The organism is Streptomyces sp. NPDC002463, assembly GCF_042889835.1.
Lineage (GTDB): Bacteria > Actinomycetota > Actinomycetes > Streptomycetales > Streptomycetaceae > Streptomyces > Streptomyces nymphaeiformis.
The window spans coordinates 173,441-198,771 of sequence record NZ_JBIARL010000011.1 but is presented as its reverse complement, the minus strand read 5'-3'; the positions used below and the strand labels follow the sequence as shown (position 1 = coordinate 198,771).

Sequence of the window (25,331 nt, the reverse complement as noted above, 5' to 3'; positions counted from 1 at the left end):
AGCCTCCCTTGGCCTGTGACCTATGGCTGGTCCCCCTCGTCGACGTGCTGTGCCACAGCCCCGACAATCCCTTCGCCGAAGAGATAGCCGCCTACGACGCCGTGCTGACCGCCTCCGGCATGCCGACCGTGCCGGTCTACGCGTACATGCCGGGGCTCTCCGGCGACGTCGCCCCGGTCGCCGGCTTCGACTACGAGGCCCTGCACTTCCTGCGCCGCGCCTACCTGCTCCAGATGTGCGGACTGCCGGTCGAGCCCGTCGGCGAGCTCGGCGGGGACTACGAGCAGCTCCTGGAGATGTTCGAGGCGACCGCCCAGCAGTCCCACCTGGTCTGGCACTACGACCACGCCGGCGCGTACGTGCCGGTGGAGTTCCCGGTGCCGCTCGCCAACGACCAGCTCCTCGAAGGCGGCGGCCCGCTCGGCTCCTCGTACGGGCTGCTTCGCGAGCTGGAGTTCGTGGCGCCCGCCATCGGCATCGACCCGGCGAACCCGCCCGCGGCCCCGCTGCCGCCGGAGCGGCCCACCACCCTGGAGGAGCCGGCCGCGGCCACGCCGTACGACGGCCACCCCTTCGCCCGGGAGCGGCACGTCTGGCTGGGGCTGCACGCGGCGGCGACCCGGAGCCTCGCCCAGGGGTCGATGATCATCCTGAGCTGAGGTCGCGGCTCTTCGCCGGAGGTCCGCTTCAGCGGGCCTCCGGGGGCCGCTGGCGCGGCATGTTCGGCCGGGTCCCCGGCGGCAGCGGGAAGCGGCCGGACGGATGGGCGGTCTCCGGCCGGGCCGGTACGACCCCGACCGACTGGAGCGCCAGCGGCGCCGGGCCCGAGCGGAACTCGACCATCCAGTCGGCGGTCTCCGCCCGGACCAGCTCCGTCACGTCCTCCGAGAAGCGCCGCAGCACGCCCAGACAGCGCTCGGCCGCCTCGCTGGCGGTGCCCTCCGTGGGGCCCAGCACCTCCCGGACGCTCTCCGAGGCCCAGTCGAACTGGAGCGCCTGCAGACGGCGCTGCACGGCCTGTGCCGTCGCCACGTCCCTTATCCAGCCGGACGTCAGCCCGAAGTACCGGTCGCAGGCCAGGCAGGCGGCACCGAGCAGCAGCGACAGATAGCCCCAGCCGGCCGTGCCGGCGGCGACGCCGGTCAGGTCGAGCAGCGGGAGCGCGGCACCCGCGATCACCCCCAGGGCCGTGCCGATCCGCAGGATCCGGGCGGCCCGGCGCTTCCAGACGCGGTCGGAGAGGTACCACTCGGCGGTGCGCAGGGCGTTCGCCTCGACCCAGCGGTACAGCTCGTCGAGCCGTTCGGCCGGCTCGCCCCAGTCGCCCAGGGGGAACGGCGTACCGGTCAGATCGCGGGTGACGTCCCCCCCGGGGGGCCCCGGCGGCTGCATCTCCGGCTGCTGGCTCACCGGGGTACTCCTCTGTTCAGCTCAGTGCTCATGTCCTTCTGTGACGTGCGGTGCACGTGGTGCCTGCCCTTCCTACCGCCGAATGGTGGGCGATGGGCCCGGAATCCCGGGATTTCCGCCCGCAAGAGGGTGTTGATCAGGTAGAGGAGCCCGCAGTTTCTCACTCGAAAGAGTTGCGTCGGCGCCCCGGTCGGTGACCACGTAGGCTCGGCATACCGACATATCGAACCTGAGGAGTGACCGTGATCCCCGGTGGTGGCCAGCCCAACATGCAGCAGCTTCTCCAGCAGGCCCAGAAGATGCAGCAGGACCTCGCCCGGGCCCAGGAGGAGCTCGCCGCGACCCTGGTCGACGGTCAGGCCGGCGGCGGCCTGGTCAAGGCCACCGTCACCGGCTCCGGCGAGCTGCGCGGCCTGGAGATCGACCCGAAGGCGGTCGACCCCGAGGACACCGAGACGCTCGCCGATCTGATCGTCGCCGCCGTACAGGCCGCGAACGAGAACGCGCAGCAGCTCCAGCAGGCCAAGCTCGGCCCGCTCGCCCAGGGCATGGGCGGGATGCCGGGCCTGGGCTTCTGAGCCCCTTCCAAGGCTCGCTTCCAGCGCCTCTTCTAAGGGTCGCTTCCAGCCACTACCGTAAGAATCAAGCACTTCCGAGAGAGGCGTTCCGTTGTACGAAGGCGTGGTTCAGGACCTCATCGACGAACTGGGCAGGCTGCCCGGCGTCGGTCCCAAGAGCGCGCAGCGGATCGCCTTCCACGTCCTCCAGGCGGAGCCCACGGACGTCCGGCGCCTCGCGCACGCCCTCCTGGAGGTCAAGGAGAAGGTCAGGTTCTGCGCGGTCTGCGGGAACGTGGCACAGCAGGAGCAGTGCAACATCTGCCGCGACCCGCGCCGCGACCTCACCGTCATCTGCGTGGTCGAGGAGCCCAAGGACGTCGTGGCGATCGAGCGGACCCGCGAGTTCCGCGGCCGGTACCACGTCCTCGGCGGCGCGATCAGCCCCATCGAGGGCGTCGGCCCCGACGACCTGCGCATCCGCGAGCTGCTCGCCCGGCTCGCCGACGGCACCGTCACCGAGCTGATCCTCGCGACCGACCCCAACCTCGAGGGCGAGGCCACCGCGACGTACCTGGCGCGGATGATCAAGCCCATGGGGCTCAGGGTGACCCGGCTCGCCAGCGGACTCCCCGTCGGCGGCGACCTGGAGTACGCCGACGAGGTGACCCTCGGCCGTGCCTTCGAGGGGCGGAGGCTGCTAGATGTATGACGACAGGGTCGGCGCGCTCGCCCGCGCGCTCTCAGGGAGGCTGCTCGATGTCTGATCCCACACTGCACTCCGTCTCGCAGGACCCGGACGACTTCGCCGTCCAGATCGCCGACTCGATCGAGAGCTTCATCGTCGCGACGACCGAGGTCGCCAAGGGCGACGAGCCGGACAGCGCCGTGCCCTTCCTGCTCCTGGAGATCTCCCAGCTGCTCCTGGCCGGCGGCCGGCTCGGTGCGCACGCGGACATCGTCCCCGACGAGCGGTACGAGCCGGACACGGGCCCGGAGCCGGACGTCGACGAGCTCCGCGAGCGGTTCGCGCTGATGCTGGAGCCGGTCGACGTCTTCTCGGAGGTCTTCGACCCGTACGAGCCGCGCAAGGCCCCGGTCCCGGCCCGGATCTCCGACAACCTCGCCGACATCGTCACCGACCTGCGCCACGGCCTCGCGCACTACCGCGCGGGCCGCACCAGCGAGGCGCTGTGGTGGTGGCAGTTCTCGTACTTCTCCAACTGGGGCCCCACCGCCTCGGCCACCCTCCGCGCCCTCCAGTCCCTCGTCGCCCACGTCCGCCTCGACCAGCCGCTGGCCGAGCTCGACGGCCTGGACACCGACGAGGACCTCACCGAGGACGACCTGGCGGAGGAGGCGGGCCGCGTGATGCTGGAGGAGATCGCGACCCCGCTGGGGCTGCGGATCCGGTCCCTCAAGAAGTAGCCGTCTCCATGAGCTGTACGAGGTGGCTGATGTCCTTCTCGTACGTGAACTCGCGCAGCAGCGTCCCCCAGCCGCCGTGGGGGGCGCGCTGCCAGACGAAGGTGTAGAGGACGGGCAGGCCGTCCTTCACCCGGTGCACGACGATCGAGCCGTACTCGCCGTACGTGCTGGTGATGAGGAACGTCGCGTCGTCGACGGACTCCCCGACGCTCACGCCCTGCTCCTTCAGCGCGCGGAACCGGCTCATGAACATGTCCTTCGTGAGGGTCACGGTCAGGCCCTCCTCGTCGCAGCGGACGTTCTCGAAGGCGGGGTCGTACAGCGCGTCCAGTGCCTCGACGTCCATCGCGAGGCCGGCGTCCAGGTAGGTGCGCATCCGGTCCACCAGGGTCTGGTCCATGATCGGCTCCTCTGCTCTCCGTGGGTGGTGTCCCCACCGTGGCGGGGCTCACCGACAGATCGCCGACCGATCACCGACAGGAATGACGTGATCATTCCCTGAGCAGTGTGTCTCACCATCCGATATCACACGGGCGTTTTCGGGTCCCTCGATAGACTGAGCCGATCGCAGCGCCGGCTGCGGCACAGACTGAGCGAGGAGCGCACGTGGGCCTTGTCGTGCAGAAGTACGGAGGCTCCTCCGTTGCCGATGCCGAAGGCATCAAGCGCGTCGCCAAGCGGATCGTGGACACCAAGAAGGACGGCCACCAGGTCGTCGTCGTGGTCTCCGCGATGGGCGACACGACGGACGAGCTGATCGATCTCGCCGAGCAGGTATCCCCGATGCCTGCCGGGCGTGAGTTCGACATGCTGCTGACCGCCGGAGAGCGGATCTCCATGGCCCTGCTGGCCATGGCGATCAAAAACCTGGGCCACGAGGCCCAGTCGTTCACCGGTAGCCAGGCAGGCGTCATCACCGACTCGGTCCACAACAAAGCGCGCATCATCGATGTCACGCCGGGCCGGATCCGTACCGCCCTCGACGAGGGCAACATCGCCATCGTCGCCGGCTTCCAGGGCGTGTCCCAGGACAAGAAGGACATCACCACGCTGGGCCGTGGCGGTTCCGACACCACCGCCGTGGCGCTCGCCGCGGCGCTCGACGCCGAGGTCTGCGAGATCTACACCGACGTCGACGGTGTGTTCACGGCCGACCCGCGCGTCGTGAAGAAGGCGAAGAAGATCGACTGGATCTCCTTCGAGGACATGCTGGAGCTCGCCGCCTCCGGCTCCAAGGTGCTGCTGCACCGCTGCGTCGAGTACGCACGCCGTTACAACATCCCGATCCACGTCCGCTCGTCCTTCTCGGGGCTGCAGGGCACCTGGGTCAGCAACGAGCCGCAAGGGGACCGCAAGGTGGAGCAGGCCATCATCTCGGGCGTCGCCCACGACACCTCCGAGGCGAAGATCACCGTCGTCGGCGTGCCGGACAAGCCGGGCGAGGCCGCGGCCATCTTCCGCGCCGTCGCGGACGCCGAGATCAACATCGACATGATCGTGCAGAACGTGTCCGCGGCCGCCACCGGCCTCACGGACATCTCCTTCACCCTGCCCAAGGCCGAGGGCCGCAAGGCCATCGACGAGCTGGAGAAGGCGAAGACCGCGATCGGCTTCGACTCGCTGCGCTACGACGACCAGATCGGCAAGATCTCCCTGGTCGGCGCGGGCATGAAGACGAACCCGGGCGTCACCGCCGACTTCTTCAAGGCGCTGTCCGACGCGGGCGTGAACATCGAGCTCATCTCGACCTCCGAGATCCGCATCTCGGTCGTCACCCGCGCCGACGACGTCAACGAGGCCGTGCGCGCCGTCCACACCGCCTTCGGCCTGGACAGCGACTCGGACGAGGCCGTCGTCTACGGAGGCACCGGACGATGACCGCCAAGCCGACGCTCGCGGTCGTGGGAGCGACCGGGGCGGTCGGCTCGGTGATGCTCCAGATGCTCACGCACCACGCGGACGTCTGGGGCGAGATCCGCCTTCTCGCCTCCCCCCGCTCGGCCGGTCGCAAGACCGCCGTGCGGGGGGAGGAGTGCGAGATCCTCGCGCTGAGCGAGGAGGCCTTCGAGGGTGTCGACCTGGCCCTCTTCCTCGTGCCCGAGACCGTCGCCGCCCAGTGGGCGCCGATCGCCGTCTCCAAGGGCGCCGTCGTCGTGGACACCTCCGCCGCCTACCGCGGCGACCCCGACGTTCCCCTCGTCGTCCCCGAGCTCAACGGCCACGCCGCGCGGGTACGCCCCCGGGGCATCGTCGCCGGACCCGGCTCCACCACCCTCGCGCTGATCGTCACCGTGGGATCCCTGCACGCCGAGTTCGGCCTCGCCGAGCTGGTCGTCACCGCCCTGCAGGCCGCCAGCGGCGCCGGCGCCGGACAGGCCGGAGTCGACGCGCTCCGCGCCCAGCTCGGCCTCGTCGCCGCCGACGGCGACCTCGGCACCCGCCCCGGAGACGTACGGCGGGCCGTCGGCGAGAACACCGGCCCCTTCCCCGGCCCCCTCGCGCTCAACGTCCTGCCCTGGTCGGGCACCCCCGGCGCCGACGGAGCCTCCTCCGCGGAGGAGCACGTCCGCGACGAGACCCGCCGGATCCTCGGCCTGCCCGGCCTCCGGATCGCCACCACCTGCGTGCGCGTCCCCGTCGTCACCGGGCACTCCGTCTCCGTGCACGCGCGCTTCGAGCACCCCGTCCCCCTCGGTCGCGCCCACGAGATCCTGGCCACCGCGCCGGGGGTCGTCCTCTGCGACGACCCGGCCGCGGGCGACTTCCCCACCCCCGCCGACGTCGTCGGCACCGACCCCGCCTGGGTCGGCCGGGTCCGCCGCTCCCTCGACGACGAGCGCGCCCTCGACTTCTTCGTCTGCGCCGACAACCTGCGCAAGGGCGCCGCCCTGAACGCCCTTCAGATCGCGGAATCCCTTGTCACGGATTTGCGTGATCTGTGAACGACCTGTGAGCAAAAAGGCGTCAGATACCCCTTGAACTGCGGCGATGCCGTGTTCGACGATGCACTTCCCCCGTACTGCAACCAGAGTTGGGGCGGGGCGCGTCTCTGCGTGCACCCACGACCGTGTGGCGCGGGACACGCTGAAAGCGGGGCATCGGGGGAGAACGGTTACGCATGAGGACGAACAACCCGCCGTCGAAAAGGGTGGCGTACGCGTACAACCCTCTCGGGGCGAAGCGTGTCCAACAAGCGTGGCAGAGGTACTCGACATCGCGACCATCGCCCCGCTGCGCGGCGCGGGCATGGCGGTGCTCCCCGTGCGGAGCGGCGCCGTCGTCCCCGTACGCGGCTCCGCGGTCCGTCCGCTCCGGCGCCCGCGCGCACTCGGCGGCATGCCGGTGATCGCCCCCGTGCCCACCGGAGCCCGCACCGGCGGCGTGGACGGCATCCCGTCACCCCGCAAGAGCGCAGAGGCCGGACCGGCCTCCGGCACCACCGTCGACCACCTGACCGAGACCTACCGCGCCCACTACCGGTCGCTGCTCGGTCTCGCCGCGCTGCTCCTCGACGACACCGCCTCCTGCGAGGACGTCGTCCAGGAGGCCTTCATCCGCGTCCACTCGGCGCGCAAGCGGGTGCGCGAGCCCGAGAAGACGCTCGCCTACCTGCGCCAGACCGTGGTGAACCTCTCCCGGTCCGCGCTGCGCCGCCGCATCCTCGGCCTGAAGCTGCTCTCCAAGCCGATGCCGGACATGGCCAGTGCCGAGGAGGGGGCGTACGAGCAGCTGGAGCGCGAGGACCTGATCAAGGCCATGCGCGGACTCCAGCGGCGCCAGCGCGAGGTGCTCGCCCTGCGGTACTTCTCCGACATGACCGAGGTCCAGGTCGCCGAGACGCTCGGCATATCCCTGGGCTCGGTGAAGGCGTACGGTTCGCGGGGCATCGCGGCGCTGCGCGTCGCGATGGGAGCGACGACATGACCGAGGTACCCGGCGGGGACGGCGTGGCCCACGAGAACCGTGACGGCGACGACGTCCCCGAGCAGAGGCATGCCGCCGGAACGGCGCGAGAGGACGACACCCCCGCCTCCTCCGCCTCCTCCGTTCCGGAGAAGCCCGATGCCCTGGATGAACGTGACGAGCTGAGTGGACAGCGCATGGTGAAGATCGAGCCCGGGCCCGGCGAGGGCGACGACGAGCTCGCGCTGCGACGGCTCTTCCAGGGCGCCGTCGGCGGCCTGGAGCCCTCCCTCGGCTCGCTGGAGCACCTGCGCCGTGCCGTGCCCGCACGACGCGCCCGCAAGCGGCAGGCCATCGTCGGCGCCGCGGCCGCCGCCGTCCTCATCGGCACGGCCGTCCCCGCCTTCGTGCACGTCGCCGCCTCCGGCGGCATCTCCGACCCCAACCCGGCGAACGCCGCCCACGGCGAGCAGTCCCAGGGCGGCACCGGCACCGCGACCGGCGTCGAGGGCGGCCAGAGCTCCAAGGGCCCCGCGAGCAGCGTCTCGCCCAGCCCCGACCCGACCGACAGCGCCTCCGGCAAGCCGCAGCAGCCCGGGACCGGGGCCACCGCCACCGGCCCGCAGCAGTCGGCGGGCGCCGACCCCGGCTCCACCCCGCGGTGCTCCGCCGGCCAGCTCGCCGTCGCCCAGTCGGGCGCCGGCGGGATGGAGAGCGACGGCAAGGTCCACGGCACCTTCCGCATCGCCAACGTCTCCGGCTCGAACTGCCTGGTCGACGGCGCGGGCATCGTCTCCTTCGAGGCGCGCGGCGCGGCCGACCCGGGCAGCATCTCGGTCGTCCGGCACACCTCGGGCGACGGCAGCGGACTGCCCGACCCCTCGCAGGAGTCGTTCGCGCTCGTCCTGAAGCCGAACGGCAGCTACGAGGTGAAGTTCGCCTGGGTGCCGAGCGAGACCTGCCCGACGACCGGCGGCACCCCGACGCCCACGCCGACCACCCCGACCGAACCGACGCCCACCCCGGACCCGACGCCGACCCCGTCGTACACCCCGACGGACGACCCGACGAGCGGGGCGGGCGGCAGCGAGACCGGCGGAGGCGCCGGCACGGAAGCGGGCACGGGCGTGACGCCCCAGCTGCTCCTCGAGGGCCAGGCGGACGGCAGCGTCGTCGTCACCCACACCGCGGAGTCGGGCGGCCCCACGGCCTCGGCCGTCGTCACGAACGCCTGCGCCGGCACGATCTACCGCACGGGAGTCCTGCCGGGCTCCTGAGCCGGCACCGGCCTGTGGGACGAGGAGGGGAAGTCCTACAGGCCGAGCGCCTCGTCGCGGGAGGCCTCCGCCTCGCGGCGGACGAGGCGGAACCACATGAAGACGACGAAGCCCGCGAAGACGAACCACTCCGCCGTGTAGCCGAGGTTCTGGAAGGCCTTCGCGTCCAGACCCGTGCCCGCCGCGGCGGCGGCCGGTACCGGCGTGAGCCCGGCGGGGGAGTCCACCAGGGTGATCCACGCGTCGTACACGTCGTCCGTGACCACGTTCACCAGGGACGCCGCGCTGATCATGCCGAGCTGGCCCTCGGGCAGCCCGCCCGCCGTGTGGACGCCCTTCGTGCCCGGGTTCTCCGAGGCCTGGAGCGCGCCCACCACCGTCACCTCGCCGGACGGCGGGGCGGGTGCCTTCGCGCCCGTGGGGAGCCAGCCGCGGACCACCGGAAGCGACCGGCCGCCGTCCGTCTTCAGCAGCGTCAGGACGTACGAGCCGGTGCGGCCGTCCAGCTCGCGGTCCGGCACGAGGAACTGCTCCCCGAACCGGCCGCGCACCTGCGCCGAGCGGCCCGAGGTCTCCTTGTCCACCGGCAGCAGGGAGTCCAGCGGCTCGGCCTTCTCCGCGCTCGCGGGGGGCCGCTCCTCGGCCTCCTGGTGGGAGGCGACGCGGTCCTCGAACTTGCCGAGCTGCCAGGTCCCCATGAAGACGCAGAACGGGATCGCGAGGAGGACGAAGACGTTGATCCCCCACCAGCGGGGCGTTCTCAGGAACCGGTACACGCCCCCCACGGTACGCAAGCGGCCTCAGCCCCCCGCAGCCCGGGTCCCCGCGCCCGCAGCCCGGGTCCCCCGCGCGCCGCAGCCCGGGTCCCCGCGCCCCGCACAGCCCGGGTCCCCACGCCCCGCCGGTCGGCCGGGGTCGCCCGTCAGGCCTGGACGCCCCCCAGGTGTCTCGCCGCGAAGTCCAGGTCCAGGGCGACCTGCTTGATCCGCTCCTCCACCACCAGCGAGCCGTGGCCCGCGTCGTACCGGTACACCTCGTGGACCGCGCCCCGGGCGGCCAGCCGGTCGACGTAGTTGTCGATCTGCCGGATCGGGCAGCGCGGGTCGTTGACGCCGGCCGTCACGTGCACCGGGGCCTTCACCGCGTCCACGTACGTCAGCGGCGACGAGGCCGCGTACCGCTCGGGCACCTCATCCGGGGAACCGCCCAGGAGCGTCCGGTCCATCGCCTTGAGGGCCTCCATCTCGTCCTCGTACGCCGTGACGTAGTCCGCGACGGGCACGGCCGCGAGACCGACCGCCCAGTCGTCCGGCTGCGTGCCCAGACCGAGCAGCGTCAGGTAGCCGCCCCAGGAGCCGCCGGAGAGGACCAGGCGCGCCGGGTCCGCGAGGCCGCTGTCCACCGCCCAGGCGCGGACCGCCGCGATGTCCTCCAGCTCGATCAGACCGACCCGGTGCTTCAGCGCGTCGGTCCACTCCCGGCCGTACCCCGTGGAGCCCCGGTAGTTGACCCGCACCACCGCGTACCCGTGGTCCACCCAGGCCGCCGGGCCCGACGCGAAGGCGTCGCTGTCGTGCCAGGTGGGACCGCCGTGCACCTCGAAGACCGTCGGGAAGGGGCCCTCGCCCTCCGCCGGGCGCTGCACGAGCGCGTGGACCCTGCCGCCGGGGCCGTCCACCCACACGTCCTCCACGGGCACCGACGGCGGCGCCTTCGGGCCGGGCGGGTCGAGGACGACACCGCCGGCCGTGGACCGCACCACCGGCGGCTCGGCGGCCGAGGACCACAGGTACTCCACGGAGCCGTCCGGCCGGGCCGTCGCGCTCGACACCGAACCGGCCGGGGTCTCCACCCGCACCAGCGCGCCGGTCGCGATCTCGTACCGCCACAGTTCGCTGCGGGCCTCGAAGCCGTGCACGATCAGCAGACCCGAACCGTCCGGGTACCACTCGGCCGACACGTCGCCCGGCAGGTCGAGCCGCAGGTCGGTCTCGGTGCCCGTCGCCACGTCCCACAGCATCGGCTCCCAGCGGCCGCGCCGCTGGTGCCCGACGAGCAGCCGGGTGTCCCCGGCCAGCGGGGCGAAGCCGAGGACCGTGAGCCCCAGCTCCTCGGTGCCGCCCTTGGTGTCGTCGAGCTCGGCCACCACGCCCGCGTCCGAGGCGCGCAGCACGCGCAGCGCCGAGTGCATCGCGTCCCCGTGCTCGGTGTGCTCGATCGCGATCAGCGAGCCGTCGTACGACAGGTCGCCGACGCCGGCCGACTCCCGGTGCCGGTAGATCTCGACCGGTTCGGCGGCCCCGGGCCGTACGAGATGCACCGTCGAGCCGTCCTCGTCCGTGGAGCGGCCCACCACGAGCGTGCCCTCCCGGCCGATGGCGAGTCCGGCCGGATAGGAGGGGGCGAGACCGGGCACGGCCGGCTCGTCCGCTCCGCCCTCGAACGGCTGGCGCATCCACACCCCGAACTCGTCCCCGTCGGTGTCCGCGAACCACCAGATCGAGGCGCCGTCCGGCGACAGCGTGCCGTCCGTCGTGCCGTTCGGCCGGTCCGTGACCTGCCGCTGCCCGCCGCTCGCCCGGTCCCAGGCGTACAGCTCGTACGTCCCCGTCGCGTTGGACACGAAGAGCGAACGGTCCGGGGCCTCCTCGGCCCACTCGGGCAGGGAGACGCGGGGCGCCCGGAAGCGCTGCTCCCAGACGGGGGTGTCGCTGTGCTTGCTCTCGGTAGTCATGGCATCCATCATGCTCCGCGCCGCCGACAATTCGGTCGCGTCGTCCGCAGCCTGTGGATAACCTCCCCGACATGTACTCCCCGACGCCTGAGGACTGGCACGAGGCCAACCGCGCGAAGTGGGACGAGCGCGTCCCGATCCACGTCGCCAGCGAGTTCTACGACCTCGACACCTTCCGCGCGGGCAAGGACGCCCTGCGGGACTTCGAGCTCGCGGAGGTCGGCGACGTCAGCGGACGCTCCCTTCTCCACCTCCAGTGCCACATCGGCCTGGACACCCTCTCCTGGGCCCGGCACGGCGCCTCGCGCGTCGTCGGCCTGGACTTCTCCGAGCCGGCCGTCGAGACCGCACGCTCGCTCGCCGCCGACCTGGGCCTGTCGCAGGAGCGGGCCGCCTTCGTCGCCGCCGACGTGTACGACGCCGCGGAGGCCGTCCCGGACGGCTCGTACGACATCGTCTACACCGGCGGCGGGGCGCTGAACTGGCTGCCGGACCTCGAGCGCTGGGCGGAGACCGCAGCCTCCCTCGTCGCCCCGGGCGGCTTCCTCTACGTGGCCGAGTTCCACCCGCTGACCGACTCGCTCGACGACGAGACCGGCAGCCGGGTCGTGCACGACTACTTCGTCCGCGATCCGTGGGTGGACACCCACCCGGGGACGTACGCCGACGCCGACGCCGTCACCGTCCACAACCGCAGCGTGGAGTGGGTGCACCCGGTCGGCGAGGTCGTCACGGCACTCGCGAAGGCGGGCCTGCGCATCGAGTTCCTGCACGAGCACGACGTCTCGCTCTTCCCCCGCTACGGCGCCCTCCAGCGGCACGAGGACGGCTACTACCGCTTCCCCGCGGACCGTCCCCGCGTCCCCCTGATGTACTCGGTCAAGGCGTCCCGCCCGGCCTGACGCCGAGGGTTCAGGACGTCCCGCCCGGCCTGATCCTGATGACGGCCCGCCCGCCGCCGAGATCCACCGTCGAGTGGCGCGGCGGGGCGCCGTCCTCCTCGTCGTCGCGCAGCACCAGGGCGCTCTGCCGCTCCTTGAGCTCGTTCTGCTTGCCCTGCGAGAAGGTGGCGTGCAGCTGCTCGAAGCCCGTCGAGGAGACCGTCCCGGTCCGCTTGCCGCGTCCGGTCATGCGGAGGAACTGGTCGGTGAAGGCGATCGCGGTCAGCAGGATCACCAGACCGGGCAGCGTCACGAACACGGCGAACTCCATACGGCCATCAGAACACGCCCCGGCTGCCCCGTCAGGAGCCGGTCGAGGCCGGATCAAGGGGCCGTCGCGTCCGTATCAGGGGCCGATGTCGGGCCGTATGTGGTGGGTGCGCCGGCCGTCCGGGCCCAGGACCTGCGCGCCGATCTTGTGCGTGCGCAGGGCCACGGCGGTGCCCGTGATCCGCAGCGCCGGCGAGGCCCGTACCAGCGCCGCCGTCACGTCGTGGAGCTCCTCGACCGTACGCAGCCACATGGCGAGGGCCAGGTTGTTCGGGCCGGTGACGGAGGTGACCACGCGGGTCTGGCGCAGCCGGGTCAGCGAGGCCACCGACTCGGCCACCTCGAGGGGCGGTACGCACGCGGTGACCAGCGCCCACACCGGCCGCCCGGAGAACCGCGGGGCCGGCAGGCAGTGGTGGTGGACGGCGCCGGCCGCGCCGAGGGCGTCCAGCCTGCGGCGCACGGTCGACTCGCTGGTGCCGCACCGCCGGGCCAGTTCGGCGGCGCTGCGCCGGGCGTCCCCCGCGAGCTCCGCGACGATCCGCTGGTCGAGCTCCGTGACGGGTGGGTACGCGCGCGCGGGGGACCGGCCCCGCCGGTCGGCGCCGGTGATCTCGCCGAGGTGCTGCGCCTGCGCCGGGGTGAGCTGCTCGATCCGCGAGCGGTACGGGCGGTTGTGCAGCTGGGTGACGACCTGGGTGCGGGCCCTGAGCACCCCGGGGAGCCGCCGCACCCGCCCGGCGAGGTAGCCGTCGAGGGCGTACAGGTCGGGGCAGTTGACGAGGAGCACCAGATCGGCGTCGCCGGTCACCTGGTGGACGCCGAGGGTGTACGGATCGCCGGCGACCTCGGTCGCGGTGGCCTCGGCGGCCCCGGCGAAGCACTCCAGCTCGACCCAGGCGTACAGGGTGGCCTCCGTGCCGCGCCGGGCGGCGAGCAGCGAACTCCAGGCGTATCCGCCGGTGGTGAGGGTCTCCCAGCGCCGGGCGAGGGTGTCCGGGCTCACGTCGAGCACGCCCGCGAGCTGGGTCCAGCTGGCACGCGGAGCGATCTGCAGTGCGTGGATCAGCGCCAGATCCACCTCCCCGAGGACGGATTCCCTGGTATGCATGTGCCTCCTTGGTCGATCCCGGGGAAACCCTGGGCGTGGGCACGGGAAGGCCCCAGGATGTGGACCAGGGCAAAGGCATTCAAGCCGCGACGCCGTCCGATTTCCATCAGATCCGTCCTATGTCACAGGAGAAGGGCGGAGAAGCGACCCGGGGGCTGGAGTACATGTGGGCAGCGGAACCACCGGAGACCGAACGTCTGTGGGGCGAACACGTCGGCCTTGAACACGTCGCCGCGGCCGAGCGGGGCTACGAGGGCTGCGGCCCGGCCGAACAGCTCCTGTGGGAACGGCTGTCCGTCTTCGAGGGTGCCTTCGGCCGGGAGGCCGTCCGCGAGGTCTGCGCCTCCGGGGCACTGCCCGCCGGGGAGATCCAGGCGGTCCTCGACCGGCTCGCGCCGCTCGCCCTGCTCCCCGTGGACGACCTGTTCGACGGCGAGGACGGTCTGCCCCGCTACTGGATGCCGCACCCGATGCGGGCCGTCGGCGCCCGCCGGCTCACCGCGCGCGGCGACCGCTGGGCCGTCCTGCTGCACCACCGCAGGTGGTGCGTGAAGGTGGCCAGGCGGGCCGCCGACTGGTGGCAGCGGGGCCGGCAGCTCGACGCCCGTGACCTGGCCCTGCGCGAACTCCCGGACCTGGCGGCAGCCATGGACCCGACGACCGCGCCGCTCTCGCCGAGCGCCGAGGCCGAGACGTCCGTCGAGATCGCGGTCGCCCTGTGGTTCCTGTGGGTGTCCTGCGGGCGGATCGCCGAGGGCCGCTCCCGGCTGCGGCACGCCCTCAGCCTGCACGCGGGACCGCCGTCCGCCCGTGCCCTGTGGCTCGCGGCCTTCCTGGAGCTGGAGTCGGGCCGTCCCGAGGACGCCGACCCGCTCCTCGCCCAGGCCTGGGCGGCGGCCGTACGGGACGGCGACGAGCACTGCCTGTCGCTCCTCGCCCATCTGCGCGGCTCGACCGCCCTCTACCAGGGGCGTACGCGCGCGGCGGCGGCCGAGTTCCGGGAGGCCCTGGCCCTGATGGAGGAGCACCCGGAGTTCGGGCCGAGCCGGCAGGCGTGCTGGGTCGGGCTCGCGCTCTCCCTGTGCCGCTCCGACCCGGAGGGCGCGCAGGAGGCGCTGGACGAGGCGGACACGGACCGCGAGAGCCGGCGGGCCTGGGTGGGCCGTGACCTGTGCGCCGAGGCCTGGGCGTACCACGTACGGGCCGAACTGGGCGCCTGGGACGGGGACCGGGGGCGGGCCGCGGAGCACGCCCGGCGGGCCCTGCGCGAGCATCTGCGGCTCGGCTCCGCCGTGGGCGCGGCCTGCGCGGCGGAACTCCTGGCCCAGATGCGGGCGATGGACGGGCAGCACGACGCGGCGGCCCATCTCCTGGGCGCGGTCGACCTGTTGCGGACCTCGGTCTTCGACTCCTCGTACCGGCCCTCGGAGTACTGCGTGGCCACGCGCGCGCGTGGCGAGGAGGCCCTCGGGGCGCTCCTCGCCGACCCGGAACTGCGCAGCGCCTACGAGGAGGGTGCGAGACGGGGCCTGTTCGCGCTGTCGTGCGAGGTGCAGGGACCCGGGGCGACCGGCGTCACGGGGTGACGATCGGGAACTGGACGTCGGGCCTCGTCACGTACGAGAAGAGGCGGGCGAGCAGGGCCGGATCGCCCTCCACGCCGATCCCGAGCTCCTGCAGGCTCTTCCCGGCGAGGAGCCCGAGGAGCTGCACCTTCCCGAGGGTGAGGGCGAGCCCGGCCGGCGTCCGGGGCTCGGCGACCACCCGGTGCGTGAGGGCGCCGTTGTGGAGGGTGAGGCGGTGCCGCTCGCCCGCGTCGGTGGGCGCGCCCGTGTCGGTCAGGACGAGGTCGATCGTCAGGTCGTCGTCCCAGGCGCGCGGCCCGTCGATCCCGATGGCGATCGAGTCGATCAGCATGGGGACGGTGAGGGCCATCGCCATCTCGGGGTTGGTCATGTCGACCATCTCGCCGGTGACGCCCTGGCGGAGCTCCTGGGCGCCGCGCAGGTAGAAGTTCCGCCAGGTGGCGTTCTCGGCGCCGTACCCGAGCTTCTCGTACACCCCGGCGAGGACCTCCTTCGCCTCCGTGTTCCCGGGGTCGGCGAAGACCACGTGGTTGAGCAGGGTCGCGGCGAAGCGCGGGTCCCCGGCCTCGATGTAGGCGCGGGCCTTCGCGACGGCCTCGGCGGGGCCGCCGGCCACGTCCACGTACCGCCGCGCGAGCTCCACCGGCGGGTGCTCCCACAGATGGGCCGGGTTGCCGTCGTACCAGCCGAGGTACCGCTGGTAGACCGCCTTCGTGTTGTGGCTGAGCGAGCCGTAGTAGCCGCGGGCGTGCCAGGCCTTCTCCAGGGCGGGCGGCAGCTCGATCCGCTCGGCGATCTCGGTGCCCGTCCAGCCCTCGTTGAGGAGCCGGAGCGTCTGGTCGTGCAGGTACGCGTAGAGGTCGCGCTGCTCGGCCAGGAACCGCACCACGTTGTCGTGGCCCCAGGTCGGCCAGTGGTGGGAGGCGAAGCCGACGTCGTACTGCCCGTGGAAGTACTCGATCGCCTCGTCCAGGTAGTGCGCCCAGATCCGGGAGTCGCGGACGACCGCGCCGCGCAGGGTGAGCACGTTGTGCATGTTGTGCGTGGCGTTCTCCGCCAGGCACAGGGCGCGCAGGTCGGGGAAGAGGAAGTTCATCTCGGCCGGGGCCTCGGTGCCCGGCGTCAGCTGGAACACGATCCGCACGCCGTCGACCGTCTCCTGCTGCCCGGTCTCCGTGATGTCCACGGTCGGCGGGATCAGGCTGATGGTGCCGGTGGAGGTGCCCTGGCCGAGGCCCACCCCGACGTGGCCGTCCGGGGCCTTCGGGAGGCCGACGCCGTACATGTAGCTCGCCCGGCGGGTCATCGCGTTCCCCGCGTACACGTTCTCGCTGACCGCGTGCTCCAGGAACCCGGCGGGCGCGAGGATCGGCACGCCCTCCTCGGTGCCGTGCGGGACGACGCCGCGGACGCCGCCGAAGTGGTCGCCGTGCGAGTGGGTGTAGATCACGCCGGTGACCGGCCGGTCACCGCGGTGCTCCCGGTAGAGCGCGAGGGCGGCGGCCGCCGTCTCCACGGAGATCAGCGGGTCGATGACGATCACCCCGCGCTCGCCCTCGACGAGCGTCATGTTGGAGATGTCGAGGCCGCGGACCTGGTAGACGCCTCCGGTGACCTCGTACAGGCCCTGGCGGGCGGAGAGCTGCCCCTGCCGCCACAGACTGGGGTGCGCGGTGTCGGGGCACTCCGCCTTGAGGAAGGCGTACGCGTCGTTGTCCCAGATCACGCGGCCGTCCTCGGCCTTCACCACACCGGGGACCAGCGAGCCCAGGAAGCCCCGGTCGGCGTTCTCGAAGTCGGTCGTGTCGTCGAAGGAGGGCAGGGTGTCGCTCATGTGCCAGGTGCTCCGTTCCGCGCGTGCGCCGGTCGGCGTACCGGACCATCTGAACACCGGGGTCCTACGGCCGCACGTCGGAGCGGCGGGGGTGCCGGACCGTGCCTACGCTGGAGGTACGCGTCCCGCTCGGGCGGCACGTGTCCCTTCGCGGCGGGACGGAGGTGGCCCATGAGGTCACGCCACCACTTCCACATCGACCACCTCGGGCACTCGGTCTCCGCGACCGTGCAGACCGGGCACACGCCGGTGGTCGAGGTCCTCGTCGACGGCAAGTCGACCGGCTACGCCACGGGCAAGGACGACCGGCCGGTCACCGTCGCGATCGAGCTGCCGACCGACCCGCCGACGCCGGCGAGCGTCCGCGCGACCCCGGGTCCCGGCGTACCGCGCTGCCTGCTGCTCATGACCGAGGACGAGGAGCCGCACGTGATGGCACCGCGGCTGTACTGACCTTCGTGCCGCGCCGGGGTGGGGCCGCTATGACAGCCAGGCCATCCCGATGATCAGGAAGACCACGAAGGCGATGGCCCCGGCCACGGCCGCCGTCTTGCGCGGGCGGCGCCGGGAGAGCTCCGCGAGCGCGCCGCCGCTGCTCGGCGGGGCCTGGCGCCGCCGGGTGGCGGGCGCGGGCCGGGTCACCGGCGGCCTGTTCATCGGCGGCGGCGTCGGCGCGGGGGTGTGCACCGGCGCGGGCATGGGCAGGGAGGCGGCGGGCCCGGTGGGCTGACGGGGCGCATGGGACTGAACTGACGGACGCGGTGCGTGGGACTGAACGGGCTGGTGAGGTGCATGGGACGGGCTCGCGACCGGACCCGCCCCGGGGTACCCGCCCACCCCGCGCCAGGCCCCGGACGAGAACCAGTCCGCGATCGCCTGCGCCGGAGGCCGCTGCTCCGGCTGCTTGGCGAGCAGGCTCAGCAGGTACGTCTCGAAGTCCGGCGGCAGCGCGGCCCCGAGCCGGCTCGGCGGCACCGGCGGGGTGTCGATGTGCTGGTACAGCAGGGCCGTCGCGGTGTCCGCGCGGAACGGCGGCCGTCCGGTGAGGAGTTGGTACAGCACGCAGCCCAGCGAGTACACGTCGGAGGCGGGCGAGGCGGGCTGCCCGAGGGCCCGCTCGGGCGCGAGGTACAGCCCCGTGCCGACGATCTGACCCGTCGTCGTGAGCGCGGCCGAGGGGTCGTCGACGAACCGCGCGATACCGAAGTCGGCCAGCTTGACCGTGCCTTCGCCGTCGACGAGCAGGTTCCCCGGCTTGATGTCCCGGTGCACGACGCCCTGCCGGTGCGCGGCCGCGAGGCCGGCCGCGGCGTGCGCGGCGACGACCGCGGCCCGCTCGGCGGGCAGGACCAGCGGATTCGAGGGGCTCCCGGCGAGGCTGTCGCCCTCCACCAACTCCATGACGAGGAAGAGCTTTCCGTCCCACGTGCCGAAGTCGAAGACGCCCACCACGTGCGGGTGGCTCAGCCGCGCGGCGGTCTGCGCCTCGAGGCGGAAGCGGTCGCCGGCGGAGGGGTCGGCGGCCTGGGCCAGCATCAGCTTCACGGCCACGGGCCGGCCGAGGACCTCGTCGGTGGCCTGCCACACCTCGCCCATGCCGCCCCGGCCGATACACACATGAAGCCGATATCGGTCCGCGACCAGCACCTGGAGACCACCCTTTCGACGATCGATCAACCTGACGGAAGAGAACCAGCGTAGAGCCGCCCGTCCCGGCTCCTCGCCGCGCTCCCCCCTCCGCGCCCCCGACCGGTGCACGACACCCGTGGTCCGGGTGAACGGAGGGTGTCCCCCGGCGGTTAGCATCGCGGCCCGGAGCGAGTTCCGGTGAACGGTGACCAGGGAACGGAGTGGGTCGTGGCGCGACCGCGTGTAGGTGTGGCGGTACTGACGATGGGCACGCGCCCCGCCGAGCTGCGGGCACTGCTCGACGCCGTGGCGGGCCAGGACGAGCCCGCCGCGCGGATCGTCGTCGTCGGCAACGGCACCGGGTCGCTCCCGGCCCTGCCCGACGGCGTGACCGGGGTCGAACTCCCCGAGAACCGAGGCGTCTCGGGCGGGCGGAACGTCGCGATCGAGACGCTGCGCTCCTTCGGCGACGTCGACATCGTGGTGGACCTCGACGACGACGGCCTGCTCGTCGACACGGACGTCTTCCGCCGCCTGGCGGACCTGTACGACGGGGACCCGACGCTCGGCGTCGTGTCGTTCCGCATCGCCGACGAGACCGGCGAGACGCAGCGCCGGCACATCCCGCGCCTCGGCGCGAAGGACCCGCTGCGGGGCGGCGAGGTCACCACCTTCCTCGGCGGCGGCCACGGCCTGTCGATGCGGATGCTGGACGAGATCGGCGGCTGGCCGGAGGACTTCTTCTTCACCCACGAGGAGACCGACCTCGCCTGGCGGGCCCTGGACGCGGGCTGGAAGGTCATCTACGAGCCGAAGCTGCTGCTCCAGCACCCGAAGACCAGCCCGGCCCGGCACGCCGTCTACTACCGGATGACCGCCCGCAACCGCGTCTGGCTGGCCAAGCGCAACCTGCCGGCCCTCCTCGTCCCCGTCTACCTGGGCGTGTGGACCCTCCTGACCCTGGCCCGCACCCGCTCCCTGCCGGGCCTCGGCGCCTGGTTCGCCGGCTTCGCCGAGGGCGTCCGCCGCTCCTGCGGCCCCCGCACCCCGATGCGCTGGACCACCGTCCTCCGCATGACCCGCCTGGGCCGGCCGCCGGTGATCTAGAGACCTCCACCCCGGGGGCGACCGGCCACGCGCCGGGAGCCCCTGGGGGGCCGCCACGCGGATCCCCAGGAAACGCCTCAGGGGCCCGACCCGCTTTCGCGGATCAGGCCCCTGAGGGTCTTGCGGCTGTCGGGGTGGCGGGATTTGAACCCACGACCTCTTCGTCCCGAACGAAGCGCGCTGCCAAGCTGCGCTACACCCCGATGTCGCTGGTTTGTTCTTCACGTCCCGGCGACATCGATTACTTTAGCCCACGCGCGCGCTCAGACGAAATCCGGTATCCGCGGGGCCTCGGCGCGGGGCGGATGCGGTCCAGGCCGACGATCGCGAGGCCGAGGGCGTAGAAGGCCGCGCCGAGCACGACGGCGTTGACCAGGACGCCTCCGTAGCCGTGGACGGTGACGTCGAGGAACGGGTACGTGTAGCGGGTGGGCGCGTCGGGGGAGAGCAGCGCGCCGCGGACGAGGGCGAAGGCGAAGTAGAGGCCCGGGGCCGCCGGCCACTGGGCGGCGTGGCGCCACCGGAGGGCGCCGGGCGCCGTGAGCAGCAGGAAGTCCAGGGCCGTGCCGATCGGGGTCACGGTGTGGAGGAGCTGGTTGGCGACGGCCTTCGCGCCGGTGAGCCGGTCGATCTGGTCGGCGATGCTGAACCCGCTGGCCTCGTTGTCGAGGACCAGGTGGAAGACGAGGCCGACCACCGCGATGCAGAGCAGGGTCCCGCCGGTCCACAGCGCGGGCAGCGGCGGGCGGCGGGTCCAGGCCCGGACGGCGCCCAGGCCGAGGACGACGGCCACCAGGATGTTGGTCCAGATGGTGAAGAAGCTCAGGACGACGAGCACGTTGCCGTACGCGACCTCGATGACCAGGCCGGTCGCGGCGGAGGCGGCGATCAGGGCCCGGAAGGCCGCCGCCCAGGGGCGGCGGTCGACGGGGGGTATGACGGCGGAGGCCGGCACGGCCGCGGAGGGGGGCGTGAACATTGCCCCACCGTAAGTGGTCAGGCACGCGCCGTCAGGGTGAGCAGGGTGACCTCGGGCGGGCAGGCGAAGCGGACGGGCGTGAACCGGTTGGTGCCGCAGCCCGCCGAGACGTGGAGGTACGAGGTGCGGTCCTCCACCGTGTGCGTGGAGAGGCCCTTCACCCGGTCCGTGTCCAGGTCGCAGTTGGTGACGAGCGCCCCGTAGAAGGGGACGCACAGCTGGCCGCCGTGGGTGTGCCCGGCGAGGATCAGCTCGTACCCGTCGGCCGTGAAGGCGTCGAGAGCCCGCAGGTACGGGGCGTGCACGACGCCCAGAGTGAAGTCGGCGTCCGCGTCGGGGCCGCCGGCGACCCGCTCGTACCGGTCGCGCTTGATGTGCGGGTCGTCCAGGCCGGTGAAGGCGAGGTCGGCCTGCGGCAGCTTCAGCCGGCCGCGGGTGTTGGTGAGGTTGACCCAGCCGGCCGCGTCGAAGCCGTCCCGGAGGTCCTCCCACGGGTTGTGGACGGCGCCGACCACCGGCGGGTTGCCGTTGAGGCCGTGCTTGCCCTGCACCTTCTCCAGGAGGTAGCGGGCGGGGTTGCGCAGCCGGGGGCCGTAGTAGTCGTTGGAGCCGAAGACGTACACGCCGGGGAACTCCATCAGCGGCCCGAGCGCGTCGAGGACCTCCGGCACGGCCTCCGTGTCGGAGAGGTTGTCGCCGGTGTTGACGACGAGGTCGGGGCGGAGCCCCGCGAGGGACTGCAGCCAGGCGCGCTTCTTGCGCTGGCCGCTCACCATGTGGATGTCCGAGACCTGGAGGATCCGCAGGTCGCGCATGCCGCGCGGGAGGACCGGGACCGTCACCCGGCGGAGCCGGAAGGAGCGGGCCTCGATGCCGGCCGCGTAGACGATTCCGGCCGCCGCCGTCGCCGTGAGGCCTGCCGTGATCTTCAGGGGGATGCCGTACCGTGCGCGCATCCCCCCATCGTCGCAGACCCGCCGGGCCTAAATGCGCGGGCGGTCCGGGTGGCGCACCTGCCACACTTGACCCCATGACCACGCTCAAGGCGAAGCTCCAGGACGACCTCAACGCCGCGATCCGGGAGCGCGACGAACTGCGCTCCTCGACCCTGCGGCTCACCATCACCGCGATCACGAAGGAGGAGGTCGCGGGTACGACGAAGCGCGAACTCTCCGACGACGAGGTGCAGAAGGTGATTGCGAAGGAGGCGAAGAAGCGCCGCGAGGCCGCGGACGCCTTCGCCAAGGGCGGTCGTCCCGAGTCCGCCGAGCGGGAGAAGGCCGAGGGCCTCCTCCTCGACGCGTACCTGCCGAAGCAGCTCAGCGACGAGGAGCTCGACGGCATCGTCGCGGCGGCCGTCGAGGAGGCGAAGGCGGCGGGCGCCGAGGGGCCGCGTGCCATGGGTGCCGTCATGAAGATCGTGAATCCGAAGGTGGCCGGCCAGGCCGAGGGCGGCCGTGTCGCCGCCGCGGTGAAGAAGCTGCTCGCGGGCTGATCCGCCGAGTCGATACGAGGAAGGGCGCCCCACCTCAGGTGGGGCGCCCTTCCTCGTATCTGCCTGGCGTCAGTGGCCTCCGCCGCGGGGCTTGTCGCGTCCGCCGGGGAACAGGTCCGTCGGGAACGTGAACCCGGGGTTCGGCGTGGTGGTGTCGCCGGGCTTGGCGTCGCCGGGCTTCTTGGGCTTGTTCGGGCCCTCGCCGCCCTCCTTCTCCTCGTCCTTGGGCTTGTCGGCCCGCGGTACGGGGACGGTGACGAAGCCCGGCGTCTGGCCGGCGTCCAGGGCACCCGTCATCGCGATCTTCCAGATCGGGCCGGGGAGGCAGCCACCGCAGACCTTGTCGTAGTACTCGCCGCCGATGGTGATGTCGTACATCGACTTCTTCTCGCCGACGTCGTCACCGACCCAGACGGCGGTGGACAGGTTCGGGGTGTAGCCGACGAACCAGGCGTCCTTGCGGTCGTTGGTCGTACCGGTCTTGCCCGCGTTGTCGCGGTCGCTGAGGCCGGCCCGCGTACCGGTGCCGTCCTCGACGACGCCCTTCAGCATCTGGTTGATGGTGTCGGCGGTCCGGTCGCTCATGGCCCGCGTGCACTTGGTCTGCGGCACGTTCAGCTTGTCGCCGTTGGCGGCCTTGATCGACTCGATGGCGACCGGGGTGCAGTAGATGCCGCGGTTGGCGAAGGTCGAGTAGACGGACGCCATGTCGAGCGGGGTGGACTCGATGCTGCCGAGGGTGACGGAGGGGCTCTGCTTGATGGGCTTGCCCAGCTCGCGCTCGTAACCGACGTTCTTCGCCATCGTCAGCGTCTCGCAGAGACCGGCCATCTGCTCCAGCTTGGCGAAGTACGTGTTGATGGACTTGCCGAGGGCGCTGGTCATGTCGAAGACGCCCTTCTCCGACTTGGTCTCGTTGTTCACCTCCCAGTTCGCGTAACCGGAGGGCTTGCCGTCGCAGCGCGTGTACTCGCTCTCGTTGATGTTGATCTGCGCCGGGTCGTTGAAGCTCGTCGCCGGGCTGATGCCCTTCTCGAGCGCCGCCGCGGCCGTGATCGGCTTGAAGGTCGAGCCGACCTGGAAGCCGTACGTCGTGCCGCCCATCCTGCTGCCGACGGCCAGGTTCAGCGTCGTCTGGTGCTGCTTCTGGTCCAGGCCGTACGGCCTGGACTGGCCCATCGACAGGATGCGGCCGGTCTTGGGCTGGACCTGCACCACGGAGGCGGCGACCGGGTCGTCCTTGTTGACCTTCGCGATGGCGGCCTCGTTGGCGGCGGCCTGCGCACGCGGGTCGAGCGTGGTCCTGATGGTGAGACCACCCAGGTTCCACAGCTTCGACCGCTCCTCGGAGGTCTTGCCGAAGACCGGGTCGTTGAGGATCGTCTTGCGGACGTAGTCGCAGAAGAAGCCGGCACCGTCGACGGCGGTGATGCAGCCGTTCTTCGGCGTCTTGACCTTCAGCTTGATCGGCTTGGCCTTGGCGGCGTCCGCCTCGGCCTGGCTGATGTCCTTCACGTCGGCCATCCGCTGGAGGACCGTGTTGCGGCGCTTGGTGGCTTCCTGGATGTCGTTGATGGGGTCGTAGCGGCTCGGCGACTGGACGAGGCCGGCCATCATCGCCGCCTCGCCCAGGTCCAGGTCGGCGGCGTGCTTGGAGAAGTACCGCTGGGAGGCGGCCTCGATGCCGTAGGCCTGCTGCCCGAAGAACGTGATGTTGAGGTAGTTCTCCAGGATCTTCTTCTTGCCCAGCTCCTCCTCGACCTGGATCGCGAACTTCAGCTCGCGGACCTTGCGGCCGATGGTCTGCTGGGTGGCCTGCGCGACCTTCTCGGGGTCGTCACCGGCCTCCTCGACGAAGACGTTCTTCACGTACTGCTGGGTCAGCGTGGACGCGCCCTGCGCGACCCCGCCCGACTGCGCGTTCCGGTTGATGGCGCGCAGCACGCCCTTGAGGTCGATCGCCCCGTGCTCGTAGAAGCGCCCGTCCTCGATCGCGACGATCGCCTTCTGCATGTACGGGGAGATCTTGTCGATCGGCACGACCTTCCGGTCCCGCGAGTACACCGTGGCGATCAGGCCGCCCTCGGCGTCCAGGATCGTGGTGCGCTGACTCAGCGGTGGGGTCTTCAGGTTGGAGGGGATCTCGTCGAACCCCTCGACCGTGCCCTTCGCGGCCAGCCCGAGTGCACCGGCCGCGGGCAGGGCGATGCCCGCCAGCACGGCTCCCGCGAGCACACTGACACCGAGGAACTTGGCGGCCTGCTGGGTCCCGGTCAGACCACCGCCCGAGCGCTTCTTTGCCATGGGGGCAGCCTACGTTCTCATTCGCCGGACACACGTATATGCCTTGGCCTAAGCTGCTCCCAACTGTCACAGCAGTGTGGTCTCGCATCAAGACCCGGGTGTGACATCGGCATGAAATTCCGTGACCCCGAAACACGGGAACCTCGTGTCCGATTCCTGTTCATGTGTCAGGCGGTGCCCGAAATGGGCCCGTCAAGGAAGGGCATGTCCGAGTGATATGTCCGTTAACACACGCATGTCCTTCGATCACTCCCCTGGGTGATCTGACGCGCACGCATAGTCCGTTCGGACCATTCAAGATTGGGCCCGAAGGGGGTGTTGCGCTGTGCCCACCTTCCGTAACGTCCCAACTGGCAGCGGTGAATATGCCGCTGCCGCCGTGGGGGAGCCTCGATTCGGGAGAGGACGGCGCCGGTATGGGCTGGGTAGCTGACTGGAGTGCGCAGGCGGCCTGCCGCACTACCGATCCGGATGAACTTTTCGTGCAGGGAGCGGCACAGAACAGGGCAAAGGCGGTGTGCACCGGATGCCCGGTGCGGACCGAGTGCCTCGCCGACGCCCTCGACAACCGCGTGGAGTTCGGTGTGTGGGGCGGCATGACGGAGCGCGAGCGACGCGCCCTGCTGCGCCGCAGGCCGACCGTCACCTCGTGGCGCCGGCTCCTGGAGACCGCGCGGACGGAGTACGAGCGGGGAGCGGGCCTGCTGCCCGTGGCGATCGACGACGACGCGACGTACGAGGCGTACGCCGCGGTCGGCTAGGAACC

General features: G+C 71.9%; 25 protein-coding genes and 1 tRNA gene. 14 read left to right on the top strand and 12 right to left on the bottom strand.

Annotated features, from left to right (window positions below; genetic code table 11):
• The first annotated feature begins 8 nt into the window (after positions 1-8).
• Positions 9-659: a hypothetical protein gene (locus tag ACFYX3_RS23245; RefSeq protein ID WP_389016375.1), complete on the top strand. Its 651-nt coding sequence runs from the start codon at positions 9-11 to the stop codon at positions 657-659.
• A gap of 28 nt (positions 660-687) precedes the next feature.
• Here the strand turns inward: ACFYX3_RS23245 and ACFYX3_RS23240 are convergent, their stop codons facing one another.
• Positions 688-1,392 (bottom strand): SLATT domain-containing protein, encoded by a 705-nt coding sequence (locus ACFYX3_RS23240; protein WP_382656668.1) that lies wholly within the window; start codon positions 1,390-1,392, stop codon positions 688-690.
• A gap of 260 nt (positions 1,393-1,652) precedes the next feature.
• Here ACFYX3_RS23240 and ACFYX3_RS23235 point away from each other — a divergent pair, with 260 nt between their 5' ends.
• The 3 genes from ACFYX3_RS23235 to ACFYX3_RS23225 all read left to right on the top strand — a co-directional run bounded on the left by ACFYX3_RS23235 (position 1,653) and on the right by ACFYX3_RS23225 (position 3,395).
• Entirely contained in the window at positions 1,653-1,988 is a 336-nt protein-coding gene (locus tag ACFYX3_RS23235; RefSeq protein WP_352027127.1) for a YbaB/EbfC family nucleoid-associated protein, read from the top strand.
• A 91-nt stretch (positions 1,989-2,079) separates the two neighbouring features.
• Positions 2,080-2,679, top strand: a complete 600-nt coding sequence (gene recR, locus ACFYX3_RS23230; protein ID WP_188271073.1) for a recombination mediator RecR — start codon at positions 2,080-2,082, stop codon at positions 2,677-2,679.
• Between the two features lie 47 nt (positions 2,680-2,726).
• A complete protein-coding gene (locus ACFYX3_RS23225) occupies positions 2,727-3,395 on the top strand; it encodes a DUF5063 domain-containing protein (protein WP_376581869.1) in 669 nt (222 codons plus the stop codon).
• Here the strand turns inward: ACFYX3_RS23225 and ACFYX3_RS23220 are convergent.
• Positions 3,385-3,795 carry a hypothetical protein gene (locus tag ACFYX3_RS23220; RefSeq protein WP_376581868.1) on the bottom strand — a complete coding sequence of 137 codons (411 nt, stop codon included), beginning with the start codon at positions 3,793-3,795 and terminating at the stop codon, positions 3,385-3,387. The two genes, ACFYX3_RS23225 and ACFYX3_RS23220, sit on opposite strands and share 11 nt — an antisense overlap.
• Before the next feature lie 206 nt (positions 3,796-4,001).
• Here ACFYX3_RS23220 and ACFYX3_RS23215 point away from each other — a divergent pair, with 206 nt between their 5' ends.
• From ACFYX3_RS23215 to ACFYX3_RS23200, 4 genes are all read left to right on the top strand, one after another.
• Entirely contained in the window at positions 4,002-5,273 is a 1,272-nt protein-coding gene (locus ACFYX3_RS23215) for an aspartate kinase (RefSeq protein ID WP_116160227.1), read from the top strand.
• Positions 5,270-6,337, top strand: a complete 1,068-nt coding sequence (locus ACFYX3_RS23210) for an aspartate-semialdehyde dehydrogenase (RefSeq protein ID WP_389016368.1) — start codon at positions 5,270-5,272, stop codon at positions 6,335-6,337. Before ACFYX3_RS23215 ends, ACFYX3_RS23210 begins: the two co-directional genes overlap by 4 nt.
• A 253-nt stretch (positions 6,338-6,590) precedes the next feature.
• On the top strand, positions 6,591-7,319 hold the full coding sequence (locus ACFYX3_RS23205; protein ID WP_376581864.1) for a SigE family RNA polymerase sigma factor: 729 nt from the start codon (positions 6,591-6,593) through the stop codon (positions 7,317-7,319).
• Complete coding sequence (locus tag ACFYX3_RS23200) at positions 7,316-8,575, top strand: hypothetical protein (protein WP_389016364.1); 1,260 nt, start codon at positions 7,316-7,318, stop codon at positions 8,573-8,575. Before ACFYX3_RS23205 ends, ACFYX3_RS23200 begins: the two co-directional genes overlap by 4 nt.
• Before the next feature lie 35 nt (positions 8,576-8,610).
• Here the strand turns inward: ACFYX3_RS23200 and ACFYX3_RS23195 are convergent, their stop codons facing one another.
• Together ACFYX3_RS23195 and ACFYX3_RS23190 are read right to left on the bottom strand one after the other, a co-directional pair.
• Complete coding sequence (locus ACFYX3_RS23195; RefSeq protein WP_389016361.1) at positions 8,611-9,351, bottom strand: SURF1 family protein; 741 nt, start codon at positions 9,349-9,351, stop codon at positions 8,611-8,613.
• Between the two features lie 146 nt (positions 9,352-9,497).
• Entirely contained in the window at positions 9,498-11,318 is a 1,821-nt protein-coding gene (locus tag ACFYX3_RS23190; RefSeq protein ID WP_389016698.1) for a prolyl oligopeptidase family serine peptidase, read from the bottom strand.
• Between the two features lie 62 nt (positions 11,319-11,380).
• On the opposite strand from ACFYX3_RS23190, the gene ACFYX3_RS23185 reads away from it, so the two are divergent.
• Complete coding sequence (locus ACFYX3_RS23185; protein ID WP_389016357.1) at positions 11,381-12,211, top strand: class I SAM-dependent methyltransferase; 831 nt, start codon at positions 11,381-11,383, stop codon at positions 12,209-12,211.
• Between the two features lie 10 nt (positions 12,212-12,221).
• Here the strand turns inward: ACFYX3_RS23185 and ACFYX3_RS23180 are convergent, their stop codons facing one another.
• Positions 12,222-12,521, bottom strand: coding sequence for a DUF6191 domain-containing protein (locus ACFYX3_RS23180; protein ID WP_389016354.1), 300 nt, complete (start codon positions 12,519-12,521; stop codon positions 12,222-12,224).
• A 75-nt stretch (positions 12,522-12,596) separates the two neighbouring features.
• Complete coding sequence (locus ACFYX3_RS23175; RefSeq protein ID WP_382656598.1) at positions 12,597-13,631, bottom strand: Lrp/AsnC family transcriptional regulator; 1,035 nt, start codon at positions 13,629-13,631, stop codon at positions 12,597-12,599.
• A gap of 119 nt (positions 13,632-13,750) precedes the next feature.
• Here ACFYX3_RS23175 and ACFYX3_RS23170 point away from each other — a divergent pair, with 119 nt between their 5' ends.
• Positions 13,751-15,217, top strand: coding sequence for a tetratricopeptide repeat protein (locus tag ACFYX3_RS23170; RefSeq protein WP_389016350.1), 1,467 nt, complete (start codon positions 13,751-13,753; stop codon positions 15,215-15,217).
• Here the strand turns inward: ACFYX3_RS23170 and ACFYX3_RS23165 are convergent.
• Complete coding sequence (locus tag ACFYX3_RS23165) at positions 15,207-17,051, bottom strand: alkyl/aryl-sulfatase (protein WP_389016347.1); 1,845 nt, start codon at positions 17,049-17,051, stop codon at positions 15,207-15,209. The genes ACFYX3_RS23170 and ACFYX3_RS23165 overlap by 11 nt on opposite strands.
• Positions 17,052-17,222: 171 nt before the next feature.
• Between ACFYX3_RS23165 and ACFYX3_RS23160 the strand changes: the two genes are divergently transcribed.
• The gene (locus tag ACFYX3_RS23160; protein ID WP_389016344.1) at positions 17,223-17,504 is read left to right on the top strand and encodes a hypothetical protein; all 282 of its coding nucleotides are present in this window, start codon (positions 17,223-17,225) and stop codon (positions 17,502-17,504) included.
• A gap of 27 nt (positions 17,505-17,531) precedes the next feature.
• On the opposite strand, the gene ACFYX3_RS23155 is transcribed toward ACFYX3_RS23160, so the two are convergent.
• Positions 17,532-18,698 carry a protein kinase gene (locus tag ACFYX3_RS23155; protein WP_389016341.1) on the bottom strand — a complete coding sequence of 389 codons (1,167 nt, stop codon included), beginning with the start codon at positions 18,696-18,698 and terminating at the stop codon, positions 17,532-17,534.
• Positions 18,699-18,908: 210 nt separating this feature from the next.
• Between ACFYX3_RS23155 and ACFYX3_RS23150 the strand changes: the two genes are divergently transcribed.
• Positions 18,909-19,787 (top strand): glycosyltransferase family 2 protein, encoded by an 879-nt coding sequence (locus ACFYX3_RS23150; RefSeq protein ID WP_389016338.1) that lies wholly within the window; start codon positions 18,909-18,911, stop codon positions 19,785-19,787.
• Positions 19,788-19,916: 129 nt separating this feature from the next.
• Here the strand turns inward: ACFYX3_RS23150 and ACFYX3_RS23145 are convergent.
• The 3 genes from ACFYX3_RS23145 to ACFYX3_RS23135 all read right to left on the bottom strand — a co-directional run bounded on the left by ACFYX3_RS23145 (position 19,917) and on the right by ACFYX3_RS23135 (position 21,722).
• Positions 19,917-19,990, bottom strand: a tRNA-Pro gene (locus ACFYX3_RS23145).
• Positions 19,991-20,028: 38 nt separating this feature from the next.
• Positions 20,029-20,766 carry a Pr6Pr family membrane protein gene (locus tag ACFYX3_RS23140; RefSeq protein ID WP_389016335.1) on the bottom strand — a complete coding sequence of 246 codons (738 nt, stop codon included), beginning with the start codon at positions 20,764-20,766 and terminating at the stop codon, positions 20,029-20,031.
• Between the two features lie 17 nt (positions 20,767-20,783).
• The gene (locus tag ACFYX3_RS23135) at positions 20,784-21,722 is read right to left on the bottom strand and encodes a metallophosphoesterase (RefSeq protein ID WP_376581842.1); all 939 of its coding nucleotides are present in this window, start codon (positions 21,720-21,722) and stop codon (positions 20,784-20,786) included.
• A gap of 74 nt (positions 21,723-21,796) precedes the next feature.
• On the opposite strand from ACFYX3_RS23135, the gene ACFYX3_RS23130 reads away from it, so the two are divergent.
• On the top strand, positions 21,797-22,261 hold the full coding sequence (locus ACFYX3_RS23130) for a GatB/YqeY domain-containing protein (RefSeq protein WP_359510571.1): 465 nt from the start codon (positions 21,797-21,799) through the stop codon (positions 22,259-22,261).
• 69 nt (positions 22,262-22,330) lie between these two features.
• On the opposite strand, the gene ACFYX3_RS23125 is transcribed toward ACFYX3_RS23130, so the two are convergent.
• Positions 22,331-24,565 carry a transglycosylase domain-containing protein gene (locus tag ACFYX3_RS23125; protein WP_389016330.1) on the bottom strand — a complete coding sequence of 745 codons (2,235 nt, stop codon included), beginning with the start codon at positions 24,563-24,565 and terminating at the stop codon, positions 22,331-22,333.
• A 416-nt stretch (positions 24,566-24,981) separates the two neighbouring features.
• Between ACFYX3_RS23125 and ACFYX3_RS23120 the strand changes: the two genes are divergently transcribed.
• Entirely contained in the window at positions 24,982-25,326 is a 345-nt protein-coding gene (locus tag ACFYX3_RS23120; RefSeq protein WP_181924596.1) for a WhiB family transcriptional regulator, read from the top strand.
• Positions 25,327-25,331: the final 5 nt, after the last annotated feature.